General features: G+C 72.3%; 17 protein-coding genes. 9 read left to right on the top strand and 8 right to left on the bottom strand.

The genetic code is table 11. The features are described from left to right. Positions 1 to 2: 2 nt before the first annotated feature. Positions 3 to 2603, bottom strand: coding sequence for a leucine--tRNA ligase (gene leuS / locus ACFE86_RS00550; RefSeq protein ID WP_375453373.1), 2601 nt, complete (start codon positions 2601 to 2603; stop codon positions 3 to 5). A 155-nt stretch (positions 2604 to 2758) separates the two neighbouring features. On the opposite strand from leuS, the gene ACFE86_RS00545 reads away from it, so the two are divergent. Both ACFE86_RS00545 and ACFE86_RS00540 read left to right on the top strand, forming a co-directional pair. Further along, a complete protein-coding gene (locus tag ACFE86_RS00545; protein ID WP_375453372.1) occupies positions 2759 to 3478 on the top strand; it encodes a YggS family pyridoxal phosphate-dependent enzyme in 720 nt (239 codons plus the stop codon). 136 nt (positions 3479 to 3614) lie between these two features. Continuing rightward, positions 3615 to 4928 (top strand): MFS transporter, encoded by a 1314-nt coding sequence (locus tag ACFE86_RS00540; RefSeq protein ID WP_375453371.1) that lies wholly within the window; start codon positions 3615 to 3617, stop codon positions 4926 to 4928. Positions 4929 to 4935: 7 nt separating this feature from the next. Here ACFE86_RS00540 and ACFE86_RS00535 read toward each other — a convergent pair whose 3' ends face one another. Further along, positions 4936 to 5502, bottom strand: coding sequence for a L,D-transpeptidase (locus ACFE86_RS00535; RefSeq protein ID WP_375453370.1), 567 nt, complete (start codon positions 5500 to 5502; stop codon positions 4936 to 4938). A 277-nt stretch (positions 5503 to 5779) separates the two neighbouring features. Here ACFE86_RS00535 and ACFE86_RS00530 point away from each other — a divergent pair, with 277 nt between their 5' ends. Together ACFE86_RS00530 and ACFE86_RS00525 are read left to right on the top strand one after the other, a co-directional pair. Continuing rightward, the gene (locus ACFE86_RS00530) at positions 5780 to 6466 is read left to right on the top strand and encodes a response regulator transcription factor (RefSeq protein WP_375453369.1); all 687 of its coding nucleotides are present in this window, start codon (positions 5780 to 5782) and stop codon (positions 6464 to 6466) included. Between the two features lie 134 nt (positions 6467 to 6600). Continuing rightward, on the top strand, positions 6601 to 7053 hold the full coding sequence (locus ACFE86_RS00525; RefSeq protein ID WP_375453368.1) for a Crp/Fnr family transcriptional regulator: 453 nt from the start codon (positions 6601 to 6603) through the stop codon (positions 7051 to 7053). A 17-nt stretch (positions 7054 to 7070) separates the two neighbouring features. On the opposite strand, the gene ACFE86_RS00520 is transcribed toward ACFE86_RS00525, so the two are convergent. The 3 genes from ACFE86_RS00520 to ACFE86_RS00510 form a co-directional block, all read right to left on the bottom strand. Beyond that, on the bottom strand, positions 7071 to 7967 hold the full coding sequence (locus ACFE86_RS00520; RefSeq protein WP_375453367.1) for an alpha/beta fold hydrolase: 897 nt from the start codon (positions 7965 to 7967) through the stop codon (positions 7071 to 7073). A gap of 1 nt (position 7968) precedes the next feature. Next, on the bottom strand, positions 7969 to 9015 hold the full coding sequence (locus tag ACFE86_RS00515) for an SDR family oxidoreductase (protein WP_375453366.1): 1047 nt from the start codon (positions 9013 to 9015) through the stop codon (positions 7969 to 7971). Between the two features lie 194 nt (positions 9016 to 9209). Beyond that, on the bottom strand, positions 9210 to 9602 hold the full coding sequence (locus tag ACFE86_RS00510) for a 4-oxalocrotonate tautomerase family protein (protein ID WP_375453365.1): 393 nt from the start codon (positions 9600 to 9602) through the stop codon (positions 9210 to 9212). On the opposite strand from ACFE86_RS00510, the gene ACFE86_RS00505 reads away from it, so the two are divergent. The 4 genes from ACFE86_RS00505 (at position 9601) to ACFE86_RS00490 (ending at position 12462) form a co-directional block, all read left to right on the top strand. Then, positions 9601 to 9984: a LysR family transcriptional regulator gene (locus tag ACFE86_RS00505; RefSeq protein ID WP_375453364.1), complete on the top strand. Its 384-nt coding sequence runs from the start codon at positions 9601 to 9603 to the stop codon at positions 9982 to 9984. The two genes, ACFE86_RS00510 and ACFE86_RS00505, sit on opposite strands and share 2 nt — an antisense overlap. Beyond that, a complete protein-coding gene (locus ACFE86_RS00500; protein ID WP_375453363.1) occupies positions 9959 to 10567 on the top strand; it encodes a LysR substrate-binding domain-containing protein in 609 nt (202 codons plus the stop codon). Before ACFE86_RS00505 ends, ACFE86_RS00500 begins: the two co-directional genes overlap by 26 nt. A gap of 160 nt (positions 10568 to 10727) precedes the next feature. Then, a complete protein-coding gene (dapD, locus tag ACFE86_RS00495) occupies positions 10728 to 11570 on the top strand; it encodes a 2,3,4,5-tetrahydropyridine-2,6-dicarboxylate N-succinyltransferase (RefSeq protein WP_375453362.1) in 843 nt (280 codons plus the stop codon). Positions 11571 to 11592: 22 nt separating this feature from the next. Continuing rightward, positions 11593 to 12462 carry an alpha/beta fold hydrolase gene (locus ACFE86_RS00490; protein WP_375453361.1) on the top strand — a complete coding sequence of 290 codons (870 nt, stop codon included), beginning with the start codon at positions 11593 to 11595 and terminating at the stop codon, positions 12460 to 12462. Positions 12463 to 12546: 84 nt separating this feature from the next. Here the strand turns inward: ACFE86_RS00490 and ACFE86_RS00485 are convergent, their stop codons facing one another. The 3 genes from ACFE86_RS00485 to ACFE86_RS00475 all read right to left on the bottom strand — a co-directional run bounded on the left by ACFE86_RS00485 (position 12547) and on the right by ACFE86_RS00475 (position 14487). Then, positions 12547 to 12912 (bottom strand): response regulator, encoded by a 366-nt coding sequence (locus ACFE86_RS00485; RefSeq protein ID WP_375453360.1) that lies wholly within the window; start codon positions 12910 to 12912, stop codon positions 12547 to 12549. Between the two features lie 151 nt (positions 12913 to 13063). Next, positions 13064 to 13633, bottom strand: a complete 570-nt coding sequence (hpt, locus tag ACFE86_RS00480) for a hypoxanthine phosphoribosyltransferase (protein WP_375453359.1) — start codon at positions 13631 to 13633, stop codon at positions 13064 to 13066. 56 nt (positions 13634 to 13689) lie between these two features. After that, positions 13690 to 14487, bottom strand: coding sequence for a zinc-ribbon domain-containing protein (locus ACFE86_RS00475; protein WP_375453412.1), 798 nt, complete (start codon positions 14485 to 14487; stop codon positions 13690 to 13692). 237 nt (positions 14488 to 14724) lie between these two features. Here ACFE86_RS00475 and ACFE86_RS00470 point away from each other — a divergent pair. Beyond that, a partial coding sequence (locus ACFE86_RS00470; RefSeq protein WP_375453358.1) for an ATP-binding cassette domain-containing protein occupies positions 14725 to 15061 on the top strand: 337 nt, incomplete at its 3' end.

Below are 15061 nucleotides of genomic sequence, written 5' to 3'. Positions count from 1 at the left end.
CCTCACACCACGAGGTTCACGATCCGCCCCGGCACCACGATGACCTTCCGGGGGCTGCGCCCCTCCAGCACCCGCCGCACGCCTTCGTCGGCCAGCACCAGGGCCTCGACGGCGGCGGCGTCCGCGTCCTGCGGCACCGTGACGTCGGCGCGCTTCCTGCCGTTGACCTGGACGGGGAGCGTGACCGCGTCCTCGACCAGCAGCGCCGGGTCGAAGTCGGGCCAGGGCGCCTGCGCCACGAGGCCGTCGCGGCCGAGCGCCTCCCAGCAGGCCTCGGCGAGGTGCGGCATCATCGGCGCGATGAGCTGCACCAGGAGGCCGGCGGCATCCCGCGCCGCCGGCTCCGCCGCGCCGGCGCGAAGACCCTCCTCCAGGGCGTTGGCGAGCGTGTAGACGTGGGCGACGCAGCGGTTGAAGCGCAGCCGCTCCACGTCCTCGCCGAAGGCGGAAAGCGCCCGGTTCGCGGCCTTGCGCAGGGCCGCGTCGGCGCTCCCTGCGCCGGCGGCCGCGGCGGCCGCGTTCACCAGCCGCCAGACCCGCTGCACGAAGCGGGCGGCGCCCTGCACGCCCTCCTCCGTCCAGATCACGTCGCGCTCAGGGGGCGAGTCCGAGAGCATGAACCAGCGTGCCGTGTCGGCGCCGAAGGAGGCGATGATGTCGTCGGGATCGACGACGTTCTTCCTCGACTTCGACATCTTCTCGATCGCGCCGATCGCGACCGGCGCGTGCGTCGTCGCGTGGAACGCCCGGCGCTCGCCGCCCTCCGTGGCGAGCCTCACGTCGGCCGGCGCCACCCAGGCGCCGGCCGCGTCCCTGTAGGTCTCGTGGACGACCATCCCCTGCGTGAACAGCCCTGCGAACGGCTCGGCTGTCCCCGACCAGCCGGTCTCGCGCATCGCGCGCATGAAGAAGCGCGCGTAGAGCAGGTGCAGGATCGCGTGCTCGATGCCGCCGATATACTGGTCGACGGGGAGCCAGCGGTCGATCGCCCCGCGGTCGGTCGGCGCCTCGGCGAGCCAAGGCGCGGTGAAGCGGGCGTAGTACCAGGACGAGTCGACGAAGGTGTCCATCGTGTCGGTCTCGCGCCGCGCCGCCGCGCCGCAGGACGGGCAGGGGACGTCGCGCCACGCGTGGTCCCGCTCCAGCGGGTTGCCGGGCTCGTCGAAGGACACCGTCTCGGGCAGCCGCACCGGCAGGTCGGCCACCGGCACCGGCACCGGACCGCAGGCGCCGCAATGGATGATCGGGATCGGGCAGCCCCAGTAGCGTTGGCGCGAGACGCCCCAGTCGCGCAGGCGGAACTGCACTTTTCGCGATGCGACCGGCTCGCCCGACAGCACCTCCGCTTCGAGGCGGTTCGCTACCGCCTCGAAGGCGTCCGCCGTCGTCATGCCGTCGAGGAAGCGCGAGTGGATCATCCGCCCGTCGCCGTCGTAGGCGGTGTCGGTGATGACGAAGGACTGCGCGTCCTGCCCCTCCGGGCAGACCACGGCTGTGTTGCCGAGGCCGTAGCGGTTGGAAAAATCGAGGTCGCGCTGGTCGTGCGCCGGGCAGCCGAACACGGCGCCGGTGCCGTACTCCATCAGCACGAAGTTCGCTACGTAGACCGGCAGCGTCCAGGACGGGTCGAGGGGATGGCGGACCTTCAGACCCGTGTCGAACCCGAGTTTTTCCGCCGTATCGATCGCCGCCTGCGCCGTGCCGATGCGGCGGCACTCCGCGATGAAGGCCTGCAGGTCGGGAGCTGAGGCCGCCAGGGCGGCCGCCACGGGATGGTCGGCGGCGATGGCCAGGAACTTCGCGCCGAACAGGGTGTCGGGCCGCGTGGTGTAGACGGCGATCGCCGCGCCGCAGCCGGCCACCGCCGCCGTCAGCGCGAAGCGGACCTCCAGCCCCTGCGAGCGGCCGATCCAGTTCCGCTGCATCAGCCGGACCTTCTCCGGCCACCGCTCCAGCCCGTCCAGCGCGTCGTAGAGGTCTTGGGCGAAGTCGGTGATCTTGAAGAACCACTGCGTCAGCTCGCGGCTCTCCACCAGCGCGCCGGAACGCCAGCCGCGGCCGTCGATCACCTGCTCGTTGGCGAGCACGGTGCGGTCGACCGGGTCCCAGTTCACCTTGGCGGTGCGGCGCGTGACCAGGCCGCGCCCCAGGAAGTCGAGGAACATGCGCTGCTGGTGCTTGTAGTAATCGGGATCGCAGGTCGCGATCTCGCGGCTCCAGTCGAGCGACAGGCCCATCGCCTGCAACTGCCCGCGCATCGCCCTGATGTTGGCGTAGGTCCAGTCGCGCGGGTTGACCTTGCGCTCGATCGCCGCGTTCTCGGCCGGTAGGCCGAAAGCGTCCCAGCCCATCGGGTGCAGCACGGCAAACCCCCTGGCCCGCTTGTAGCGCGCCACCACGTCGCCCATCGCGTAGTTGCGCACGTGGCCCATGTGGATGCGCCCCGACGGATAGGGGAACATCTCCAGCACGTAGTATTTCGGGCGCGGATCGGCGTTGTCGGTCTCGAACAGCCGCGCTTGCGCCCAGGCCGCCTGCCAGCGCGGCTCGGATTCCTTGGCGTTGTACCGCTCGAGGGCGGGAGAGCGGGCGCTGTCGGTCATGGCTTTTCGGTATATGAGGCGCGCCGGCAATCCGCTTGCGACGAGGCCGGCATCGATGCGGGCGGACTAGCATATCCGCGCGGGCACCGGTCAACGATGGCGCGCCCGCGTTCCGGCCGATAGAGCCCGCAACCATAGGACATCGGGAGCCCTTCATGACGGACGCCAGCCCATTGCCCGCCGACCACCCCCCCGTCGGCGAGGCCGACGTCGCCGCCGGGCTTCGCGCGGTGCGGGCCGGCATCCGGCGCGCGGCCGAGGATGGCGCGCGCGATCCGGCCGGGGTGCACCTCGTCGCCGTGTCGAAGACGGTGCCGGCGGAGAGCATCGTGCCGGCGCTGGAGGCCGGCCAGCGCCTGTTCGGCGAGAACTACGTGCAGGAATCGATGGCGAAGTGGCCGGCGCTCCGGGCGCGCTACCCAGACGTGGAACTGCACCTCGTCGGGCCGCTGCAATCGAACAAGGCCCAAGACGCGGTCGCGCTGTTCGACGTGATCCACGCGCTGGACCGGCCGTCGCTCGCCAAGGCGCTCGCCAAGGCGATCGCGCGGAGCGGGCGTTCGCCAAAACTCCTGATCCAGGTCAACACCGGCGGCGAGGCGCAGAAGGGCGGCGTCGCGCCGGATGCGGTCGACGTGCTGCTCGCCGAATGCCGCGGCACCCACGGGCTCGCGATCCACGGTCTGATGTGCGTGCCCCCGGTCGCGGACCCGCCCTCGGCCCACTTCGCCCTGCTCGCCGGGATCGCCGCGCGGCACGGCCTGCCGATCCTCTCGATGGGCATGAGCGCCGACTATCCGGCAGCGATCCAGATGGGCGCGACCCATGTCCGCGTCGGCACGTCGATCTTCGGAGCGCGCACGCCGAAGGCGTAGCCGGTTCGCGGAGCGATCGATCGGGGTTCGCAGGGCGGACCGGCCCGGAATTCGGAACGGCCCCCTTGGCGTCGGCGGCTTAAAGTGTGCCTATGCCGGCCTCCCGCGGAACGCGCTGAGGGAACCGAGGTCGCTGATGATCGCAACCAGCCCGTCGACGGCCGTGTCCGCTCACCTCGCCGGCTTCCTCGCCCGCCGGAACGTCCATTACGGCTGGGTCGCGGCCGCCGTCACCTTCCTCACCATGCTGGTCACGGCGGGTGCCGTCGGCGCGCCGGGCGTGCTGATCCTGCCGCTCCAGCAGGAGTTCGGCTGGGACACCGCCGCGATCTCCTCGGCGCTGGCCATCCGCCTCGTGCTGTTCGGGCTGATGGGGCCGTTCGCCGCCGCCCTGATGAACGCTTACGGCCCGCGCCGGATCGTGCTCGCGGCGCTGGCGCTGATCGCCTCGGGCCTGCTCGCCTCGCTCGCCATGACCCGGCTGTGGCAGCTCATCCTGCTCTGGGGCGTGGTGGTCGGCATCGGCACCGGGCTCACCGCGCTGGTGCTCGGCGCGACGGTGGCGACGCGCTGGTTCTCGCGATCGCGCGGGCTCGTCGTCGGCCTGCTGACCGCGAGTTCGGCCACCGGGCAGCTCATCGTGCTGCCGATCCTGGCCGCGCTCACCGAGGCGCTCGGCTGGCGCGCGGCCTTGCTCACCATCTGCGGGCTGCTCGGCCTCGCCGCCGCGGCGGTGTTCCTGCTGCTGCGCGACCGGCCGGAGGATGTCGGCCTGCTGCCCTACGGCGAGACGCGCGGCACGGCGCAGGCCCCGAAGGGCCCCGCCGTCGGCGCCGTCGCGGCTTTGCGCGAGGCCGCGCGCACGAACGTGTTCTGGGTGCTGTTTGCCACCTTCTTCATCTGCGGCGCGAGCACCAACGGGCTGATCCAGACCCACTTCATCCCGCTCTGCGCCGATTACGGCCTGCGCCCGGTGCAGGCGGCGAGCGTGCTCGCCGGGATGGGGGTGTTCGATTTCGTCGGCACCGTCGCCTCGGGCTGGCTGTCGGACCGCTACGACAACCGCTGGCTCCTGTTCTGGTACTACGGCCTGCGCGGGCTCTCGCTGTTGTGCCTGCCGTTCTCGGACTTCTCGTTTGCCGGCCTGTCGGTGTTTGCCGTGTTCTACGGCCTCGACTGGATCGCCACCGTGCCGCCGACGGTGAAGCTCGCGGCACAACGCTTCGGGCGCGAGCGCGCCAACGTGGTGTTCGGCTGGGTGTTTGCCGGGCACCAGCTCGGCGCGGCGGCGGCAGCCTTCGGCGCTGGCCTGTCGCGCACCGAGCTGCAGAGCTACCTCCCGGCGTTCTTCGTCGCCGGCGCGCTCTGCCTCGTCGCGGCGGCGCTGATCCTGACGCTGGCGCCGCCGCGGCGGGACGAAGTCCCCGCTGCGGTGCCGGCGGCGGGGTGAACGGCTCTCAGACGATGAGGAGGTGCGTCCGCGGCCCGAGCCGCCGCAGCAGCCGCAGCAGGTCGTCGCGCTTCAGCGCGACGCAGCCCTCGGTCGGCGCGTGGCCCGGCCGGGCGATGTGCAGGAAGATCGCCGAGCCGCGGCCGGGGCGGATCGGGCCGCGGTTGTGGTCGAGGTCGATCACCACGTCGTAGAGACCGTCCTGGCGCCACAGCGCCTCCGCGCCGACGCCGGGCGCGGGCAGGGCGATCGGCCGGTTGTAGCGGCGGTCGCGGGCGTCGTCGCACCAGCCGTCGCCGGGCGCGGTCGGGCGCAGGGGCAGCGCGGTGGCGGGCCGGCACCCGAACCGGTCGGGCCGGTACGCCCCCCCGCGCAGGCGGAAGCGCCCGCGCGGCGAGCCGCCGTCGCCCTCGCGCTTGACCTGGACGATGCCGCCGCCGCCGAGCGCGCAGGGGATCACGGCGCCGCCCGCCTGCATCAGGCCCTTGCGCCGGTCGCCGACCCGCGGATGCACCCGCAGGCGGGACAGGGTCTTGGCCTTGGTCGTTCGTGGCTGAATCGGACGTTGTGTCATGGGTTTTCGCGCGACGGGCCGGATGCCGGCTTGCCACGGCCGGCCGCGGCGATCACCACCGGATCGCCACGCATCGGCGTGGCGCGGTCCGCGACGACGCCGGAGCGTCCGGACACGTGGGTACGCGCCGAGTCCCGGCCGCGAAAAGCACACGATTCCGGTGCGTATGCCCGCGACAGAAGAACACCGGGTTTTTGGGGAGCGAGATCGCCCGCCGCGCCGGACCTCCGGGGCACGATCCGTTTCCGACGTGCTCAGCCGAAGAGTCCCACGGACGATGTCCAACGCCTACCGCCTGCTCATCTGCGACGACGACGCGATCCTGCGCGAGACCCTGACCGAGCAGCTCGACCTCTGCGAGGAGTTCACGGTGGTCGCCGAGGTCGATGCCGGCGGCGCCATCGCCCGCGTCGGGCAGGAGCGGATCGACCTCGCGGTGATGGATGTTGGCCTGCCGGACATGGACGGGCGCGAGGCGGTGCGCCTGATGCGGCGCAACGGCTTCAAGGGCCCGGTCATCATGCTGACCGCGCAGGATTCCGAGGCCGACACCGTCGAGGGCCTGGAGGCCGGCGCCAACGACTACGTCACCAAGCCGTTCAAGTTCGCGATCCTCCTGGCCCGCATCCGCGCGCACCTGCGCAGCCACGAGGCGTCCGAGGACGCGATCTTCCAGATCGGCCCCTACACCTTCCGGCCGGGCGCGAAGCTGCTCGTCGGCGAGCGCGGCTCGAAGCTGAAGCTCACCGAGAAGGAGACCGCGATCCTGCGCTTCCTCTACCGCGCCGGCCGCACGGTGGTGGCCCGCGACACGCTGCTCGCCGAGGTCTGGGGCTACAACGCCCACGTCACCACCCACACGCTCGAAACCCACATCTATCGCCTGCGTCAGAAGATCGAGCCGAACCCGGGCCTCGCCGCGATCCTCGTCACCGAGGGCGGCGGCTACAAGCTGCTGCCCTGAAAGCGGCGTGCGCGTCGCGGCGGGGCACGGCTCGCCCAGCCGGTTCGGGTCCGCCGCGCGCCGAGGCCGTTCCAAGGCACGTCCCGGTCGGGTAAGCAACCGGGATCGGACCGGGTTCAGGAAGGCGGCGCGCGTTGGGCCTCGACGACGACATCGCGATCCTCGCCGCCGCACCGGTGTTCGAATCCTTCGGGCAGGACGCGCTGCGCCTGCTCACCTTCGCTGCCGAGCGCCGCGTCCTGCGCCCCGGCGACGTCCTGTTCGCCCGCGGCGATCCGGCGGATGGCGGCTTCGTGGTGATGTCGGGGACGATCGCGCTGGCGCCGCGCGTAGCGGGTGCTGCGCCGGTCATCGCCGGCCCCTCCGCGCTGATCGGGCGGCTCGCGCTGTTCGTGCGCGGCGCGCGCCCGAGCGACGCGACGGCTCGAGAGCCGGCCGCGGTGATGCGCATCACCCCCGCCCTGATGCGCCGCGTGCTGGAAGAGTTCCCGGACGCGGCGGCCGAGATCCGCGCGGGGCTCGCCGAGGACCTGTCCGGGCTGAGCGTCGGCCTGGAGCGGGTGCGGGCGATGCTGGCGCCGGGCTGAGCCGATGCTGGTCCGGCTCAGGCGACCAGCGCGCGGGCGGCCTCGACCACCGCATCGATCCGGAAGTGGTGCAGCATGTGGCCGATGCCCGGCAGCCGCTCGAAGCGCGCGCCGGGGATCATCCGGGACGCGAGGGCGCCCTGCGCCAGGGTGTTGACCACGAGGTCGGCATCGCCGCACAGGATGCGCACCGGCACCCGGCAGGACGGGTACGCCGCGGCGCTGCGGGCGAGGCCCGGCCACAGGGCCAGCGCGTCCTCGCCCTCGGCGCGGATCTGCGACGGCCGGCCCGCGAGCCCGAACGGGAACGCGCCAGCGAAGGCTGCCGGCATGGTCTGCGGCAGGAACATCGTGTTCCATAGGAGCGGCAGCAGCGCCGGGTCCGAGACCTTGCCGAGGGTCTCCGACAGCGCCTCACCCCCCGGCATCGCGCGTGGGCCGAACAGCATCTGCTCCAGGCGCGGTTCCGGGAAGCAGACCGGGGCGAGCGCCACGACGCCGGCGACCGCGTCCGGGAAGCGCAGGCCGTAGGCCAGCGCGACGGCCGCGCCGAAGGAGTGCCCGAGGATCACCGGCCGCCGCAGGCCCAGCGCCTGCACGGCCGCGTGGATCAGTTCGGCCTGGCGCCAGGCAGAGGCGTCGCCCCACCGGGCGCGCGCGCTCAGGCCGTGTCCCGGCCGGTCGACGGCGACGACCCGGAAGTGCCGCGCCAGTGCCGGCACCGGCCCGAGCCAGGGGTCCTCCAGGGTCATCAGCGTGCCGTGGATCGCCACGAGATCGGGCCCCGTGCCGGTCTCGGCATAGGCGATCGTGCGGCCCCCGGGCAGGTCGATGATCGTTCGCGGCACCGTCCGCGTCGTGTCCGGGACCGGGCCGGGCGCGTCGGCCATGCGGTGGCCCGTGGGGACCGTCATCTCAGGAGGCGCGGCCGGGACCGCGTCGGGAACGGCCGGTCTCCTTATCCGTCGCCTTGCCCGTGCCGAGGACCGCCAGCGCCGCGACGAGGCCGAGGCCGATCACCGCCGCCGAGGTGGCTACGGGATGGAGGCTCGCCCGCGTGTAGGCACTGGTGCGCATGACGTAGCCCGGCTGGCTGCCCCGCACCCGCCCGGCTCCGGTCGGGGCGTGGAGCGCGCCGGCCGGGTCGCGGGGGGCCTCGCCGCGCTTCTGGAAGGCGATGATAGCCGGCGCGAGCAGGTCGTAGGCGCCGGGCGCGAACTCCTTGGCCGCGACGAACAGCTTGCCGCCGCCGCCCACGACGATGTCGCGCTGCGGGTGCACCGCCGCGTGCAGGATGGCGTTGGCGACCTCCTCCGGCCGGTAGACCGGCGGCGGCAGCGTCGGCTCGCGATCCATGTAGTTGCGCGCCCGCTGCGGCAGCGGCGTGTCGATCGAGGTCGGCTTGACCAGCGTCACCGAGACCGGCGCGCCCTCGTCCAGCAGTTCCATGCGCAGGGCGTCGGTGAAGCCCTTCACCGCGTGCTTGCTCGCCGCGTACATGCCCTGGAACGGGAAGGCGAGGTCGGAGGCGACGCTGCCGAGGTTGATCAGCGCGCCGCCGCGCCTGCGCAGGTGCTCGACCGCGACGAGCGAGCCGAACACCGTGCCCCAGAGGTTGGTCTGCAGCAGGCGGGTGTTGTCTTCGTCCGACACGTCGCGCAGCGGCCCGTAGATGGTCAGGCCCGCGACGTTGACCCAGGTGTCGAAGCCGCCGAACGCGGAGACCGCCTTGTCGGCGATCGCCTGGACGTCGGCGCGGCGGCCGACGTCGGCGACGACGTGGACGGCCTTGCCGCCCACCCCCTCGATCTCGGCCTGCACCTGCGCGAGCACGTCGCCGCTGCGGGCGGCGAGCACTACGCGGGCCCCGCGCTCGGCGGCCATGCGCACGGTCGCCAGTCCGATGCCGGAGGACGCCCCGGTGACGACGATCACCTGATCGCGCAACGCCTTGTGTCTCATGTCGCCCCGTCGCTCCGCACCCACGCCCGAAATCCGCGCTGCCGAAGGCTACGCGCGAGCGCGAAGCCTGTTGCAGGCGGCAATCCGATCGCCCGCGCGTCGGTTCCGCGCAGCCCATGAAAGCGCGCGTGACGCGGCAGTGGCCGCCGCCGCGCGGAAACAGGAATCCCTGTCCGACCCGATCGAAGACGGGATCAGGCACGCTGATGCCGGAATTCCTGCGTCAGGCCGCCATAGCCATACGTGGCAGCGCGGCAATCTACGAGGTGAACGCTGGAATGCTGGTGCAGGTTGCCGATCAGGTCGGACAGCAGGGCGAAGACCTCGCGGTGGTAGCGCGCCTTCTGAACCTTAGTGTTGGTCTCGTCGGTGATCGTGACCTCCAGGCGGAAGGAGTTTCGGCCATGCTCGATCAGAGAGCGATTGTCGATGAACCAGTGATCGTGTGGGACGAACTGGAGCATGACGAGCGTCTGCTCGGGCCGCTTCTCCAGGACGGCGCATGTGAGCGCCGTGATCTGCGGAACGATACGGCGGACGAGATCCAGGTTGGGCTCGCCGGACAGTTTCAGAATGATACCGGGCATGGTCGCCTCTGTGGCGTGCATTGCGGGAGGACAGGATGCTCACGCAGACGATTTCGGAAAAGCAGGAAGATCTGATAAAACACTTCGGAAAAACCGTTGGATTCTCATGCGCCCTTTCGATCTCGAGCATCTGCGGACGTTGGTCGCCGTGAGCGAGGCGGGTAGCCTCTCGGCAGCGGCGCCGCATCTCTGCCGATCGCAATCGGCGGTGAGCGAGCAACTCGCCAAGCTCGAAGCGTTCACCGGCATCGCACTGCTGCATCGCGGCAAGAGGGGCGTGAGCCCGACGCCGGCCGGGGAGCGGCTGCTGCGCCACGCGCGCGCTGCTGGACCTGAGCGACCGCGCGCTGGAGGACATGCGCGGCGTGAACTTGGTCGGTGAACTGCGCCTCGCGATCACCGATTATTTCCGCCCGGACGCGGTCGCCGACATGCTGAAGCAGCTCCAGGCCCGCTATCCCCGGCTGCGCCTGCACGTCACCGTGCGCAAGAGCCTGCAGATCGAGCAAGAGACGCCGGGGTGCGGGTTCGATCTCGGACTCTCGATGCGAATCCTCGACGGGCGGAGCCTGCCGGAGGGCATACCGGTCAGGCGGGAGCCCTTGAACTGGATCGCTGGCGTCGGCTTCGAGCCGTCGACGCAAGACCCGCTGCCCCTCCTGGTTCTGCCGGAGGGCTGCTCGCTGCAACGGTTCGTCCGGCAGGTGTTGGAGGCGCAGGGCGTCCCTTACGTGATCGCGCACTCCGCCTCGGGCGTCGCGGGGCTGCAATCGGCCGTCGTGGCGGGCTTGGGCATCGCGTGCCTCAACACGTCCGCTATCCCTGCCGGGGCGGCCATATGCCGGTCAATGCGACACCTGCCGCGACTGCCCGAGGTCGAGTTCAGTCTTTTACCACCGCGGGAGGGTGAAGCGGCGCTGATCGGCGAAGTGCGGGCGATGCTCGCGGCGCAGCTCGCCGCGTAGCGAAGCCTATCCGCCGTCAGGCTGAGCGCATGCGAACGTCGGCCTTTGGCAGGAAGCCGCATTCCACGTCGCGATCCGGCTTCCGGTTCGCCTCAGGTGACAGGCCGCGGCACCGCTTGTAAGCAACGGCCTTCCACGCCGAAGTCCCCGGAACCGCCCGATGTCCCACGCCGATCTCGCCCAGACCATAGAATCCGCCTGGGACGAGCGTGCCGGCATCGACACCACCACCCGCGGCCCCGTGCGCGAGGCGGTCGAGGCGGCGCTGGCGCTGCTCGATTCCGGTGCGGCCCGCGTCGCCGAGAAGCTCGACGGCGCCTGGGTGGTCAACCAGTGGCTGAAGAAGGCGGTGCTGCTGTCGTTCCGCCTCAACGACATGGTGCCGATCCCCGGCGGCCCCGGCGGGGCGCCGTGGTGGGACAAGGTGCCCTCGAAGTTCGAAGGCTGGACCGAGGCCGAGTTCCGTGCGGGCGGCTTCCGCGCCGTGCCCGGCTGCTTCGTGCGCCGCGGCGCCTTCATCGCGCCGGGCGCGATCCTGATGCCCTCGTTCGTCAACCTCGGCGCGCGGGTCGGCGCCGGCACGATGGTCGACACCTGGGTGACGATCGGCTCCTGCGCGCAGGTCGGGGAGAACTGCCACATCTCGGGCGGCGCCGGTATCGCCGGGGTGCTGGAGCCGCTCCAGGCCAACCCCGTCATCATCGAGGACAACTGCTTCGTCGGCGCGCGGGCCGAGGTCGCGGAGGGGGTGATCGTCGGCGAGGGCAGCGTGCTCTCGATGGGCGTCTACATCGGCGCCTCGACCCGCATCGTCGACCGCACCACCGGCGAGGTGTTCTACGGCCGCGTGCCGCCCTACTCGGTCGTCGTCTCGGGCACGATGCCGGGCAGGGCGCTGCCGGACGGTTCGCCCGGTCCGGGGCTGTACTGCGCCGTCATCGTCAAGCGCGTCGATGCCGGCACCCGCGCCAAGACCGCCATCAACGACCTGCTGCGCACCTGAGCGTCCGGGACGATCGCTGCCGATGGAGACCCGCACCCTCGCTCTCGTCGTCGCCGGCCGCGCCGTGCCGACGCCCTGCGACGTCGCCGGGCAGGGCCCGGAGACCCTGCTGCTGCCGGCGCTCTCGACGATCTCGTCCCGCGCCGAGATGCGCGGGCTCGCCGCCGCGCTCAGTGACCATCGCTGCCTGATCCCGGACTGGCCGGGCTTCGGCGCCCATCCCCGGGCGCGGCTGCTGCTGACGCCCGAGACCCTGCACGCCTTCCTCGACGCGCTTCTCGCCGCCGCGCCCGGCCCCTACGCGCTGGGGATCGCGGCCGGCCACGGGGCGGGCTACCTCGCAGCCGCCGCCCGCCGGCACCCGGACGCGTTCCGGGCGCTCGTGCTGGTGGCGCCGACGTGGCGCGGCCCGCTGCCGACCGCGATGGGGCCGGAGCGCCGGAGCCTGTTCACGGCGATCCGCCGCGCCGTCGAGGCGCCGCTCATCGGCGACGCGCTCTACGCCCTCAACATCCGGCCCAGGGTGATCGGGCGGATGCTGCGCGCCCACGTCTACGCCGATCCCGGCCACGTCACCGCGGCGCTGGTGGCCGACAAGCACGCGGTCACCCGCCAGCCCGGCGCGCGCTTCGGCACCGCGGCCTTCGTCACCGGCGGGCTCGACCCGGTGGCGACGCGCGCCGCCTTCCTCGACCTGTTCGGCGACGGCCTGCCGCCGGTGCTAGTGCTGCGCCCGGAGCGCGCGCCGCGCCGCTCCGGCGCCGAGATGGACGCGCTGATCGCCGCCGGCCGGGTCTCGCACAGCCAAGTCTCGGGCCGGCCGGTGCCGGGCGCGCTCAGCCCGCACGAGGAATACCCGGATGCCGTGGCGGCCGCGATCCGCGCAGCCTGAGCTGGCCATAACCGGAGGGCGCGCGACCCGCCCCGTGCCGCCGAGGCCCCGCGCCGCGATCCGTCACGGCTCGCGGGGCCCGCCTCAGGCGGCGAGTGCCCGGCTCACGGTGGCGCGGAGGTCGGCGAGCGAGAACGGCTTGGTCAGCACGTCGGTGACGATGGCGTCGAGGCCGCGGGCGCGCTCGCGCTGGTCAGCGAAGCCCGTCATCAGCAGGATCGTCAGGTCGGGGAAGTCGCGCTTGGCGGCGAGCGCCAGCGCAATGCCGTCCATCAGCGGCATCCGGATGTCGGTGAGCATCAGGTCGAAGCCGCCCTCCGCCTCGTTGAGCCGGTCGAGCCCGTCGCTGCCGTCGATCGCCGTGACGACGGCGTGGCCGTCGATCTCCAGACCCCGCTTGAGGAAGCCCCTGACCGTCTCTTCGTCATCCACCAGGAGGATGCGCGCCATGTCGTCCGTGATCGCCTTTCGGGTCGGGAGAAACCTTCTAGTTCATCCTGTGGGGAAAGTCGCCTGAATGCACGGCGGCCTGTCAAGATCTGTCTCGGCGGAAGGCCCGCCCGCTTCCCTCGGTCGCGAAAATGCCGCGTCTCCCGCCGCGTCAGGCGCCCCCGAACAGGTCGGGGTCGGGGCTGTCGTAATCGACGACGCCGACGAAGGGCAGTTGCCGGAAGGCGTGGGCCGCGTCCATGCCGTAGCCGACGACGAAGGCGTCCGGGCAGGTGAAGCCGACGAAGTCGGCGTCGATCGTCACCGCGCGCTTTCCGGGTTTTTCCAGCAGCACCGCGGTGAGCACGCGCTTGGCGCCGCGGGCCATCAGCAGGTCCTTGGCGAAGACGACGGTGCGGCCGGATTCGAGGATGTCGTCGACCAGCAGCACGTCGCGGCCGCGCACCTCGCTCTGCACGTCGCGCAGGATCTCGACCTGGCCGGAGGAGACCGTGCCGCTGCGGTAGCTCGACAGGTGGACGAACTCGACCTGCGGCGCCAGCCCGACCCGGTGCAGCGCCCGCAGCAGGTCGGCGGCGAACATGAAGCTGCCCTTCAGCACCGCCACCACGAGGAGGTTCTCGGGGCGGGCGGCGAGGATGTCGCGGGCCAGCGTCTCGTTGCGCTGCGCGATGGTGGCTTCGTCGAACAGGACGCGGACGCGTCGGGATGCGCTGGTCATGCCTCTCCATAGCCTATTCCGACCGGGTACGGCCACGGTCGGGCTGCAAAAAGCCGTCAGTGCGCGGCCTCCGTGCGCCGCCCGGCCGTGGCGGCGTCGGCGAAGCGCAACTCCAGCGCGCGCGCCTGCACCGGCGGGTCGGGGAAGCGGGCGGAGAACCGGGCGGTCTCGCCCTGGCCGAGCCGGCTCCGCGGCGGGGCGATCGTGTAGGTCCGCACGACGCGCTCGGCGGCGTCGCGCAGCGCCACGGTGATCGGCGGCACCGCGGCCGCGTCCTGGGCGATGCCGACGAGGTCGCCCTCGACCACCAGCTCCGCCGGCCGCTCGCCGTCGGCGGGGTTGCGGAACGCGGCGACGTCCCGGATCTCCAGGCCGCGCAGGTTCACCGGCAGGCCGATGCGGGCGAAGAGGCCGGCCGACTGCGGCAGCGCCGTCACCACCGGCACGCGGGCGAGGCACGCGAGCGGGAGGGCCGCCAGCACCACGAGGCCGGCAGCCAGCGCCGGCGACAGCCCGGCGATGCTTCGGCCCTTGCCCAAGGGCTTGTAGCCGGGCTTGGCCTTCTTCGTGCGCGCGCCCCGCGGCGGGGCGGGGACGTTGTCGATGGTCGCCTCCGCCGAGGTGCTGCGCACGGCGGCCGCGGCCTCCGCCCAGGCATCCTCGGAGGCCGCGTCCGCGCCGGCCTCGGGGGCTTGATCCGCGTCGAGCTCGGCCGCGTGGGCGGCGAGCACCTCGGCCGGCGACACGAACCAGGTCTCGCGGCAGGCGGCGCAGCGGACCGAGCGGCCCTCCATCCCGACCCGGCCGGCCTCGATCCGGTACGCGCTCGCGCAGGTCGGGCAGACGATCATCATACGCGGCACGCTCGCTCGGTGGCCGCCGCCCCGGGAGGCCTGCGGCGAAAACCCTTGAGCGATCATCGCCGGTTAGGGTTAAGCTCCGGTGAAACGGCCGGGGCCGACGCCGTCCGCGGCGATGGTCTCGCGACCGGCCGGGCGCGGCGGCGGAGCCGGACTTGAAATGGCCGTGCGCGGCGCCCATCCCCCTCGGACGGGACGAAACGGGAGCGATCGGGGCCCTTGCGCGAACCGGTGACGACGAAAAGCCTGCTCTCCGGGGCGGAAGGGCCCGTGGTGCGGTTCGAGAACGTCGGCATGCGCTACGGCCTCGGGCCGGAGGTGCTCTCGGACGTCAGCTTCCGCATCCGGCCGCGCTCGTTCCAGTTCCTCACCGGGCCCTCGGGCGCCGGCAAGACCACCCTGCTGCGCCTGATCCTGCTCTCGGTGCGCCCGACGCGCGGGCTGGTCTCGGTGTTCGGCAACGAGGTCAGCGCCATCTCCAGCGCCGCGCTCACGGGCCTGCGGCGGCGCATGGGCGTGGTGTTCCAGGATTTCCGCCTGCTCGACCACCTCACCACCTACGAGAACG

The sequence above is a fragment of the uncultured Methylobacterium sp. genome, assembly GCF_964244095.1.
In the GTDB taxonomy this organism is placed as follows: domain Bacteria; phylum Pseudomonadota; class Alphaproteobacteria; order Rhizobiales; family Beijerinckiaceae; genus Methylobacterium.
Note: the sequence above shows the minus strand (reverse complement) of the source record. Positions and strands in the feature narration are given on the sequence as shown.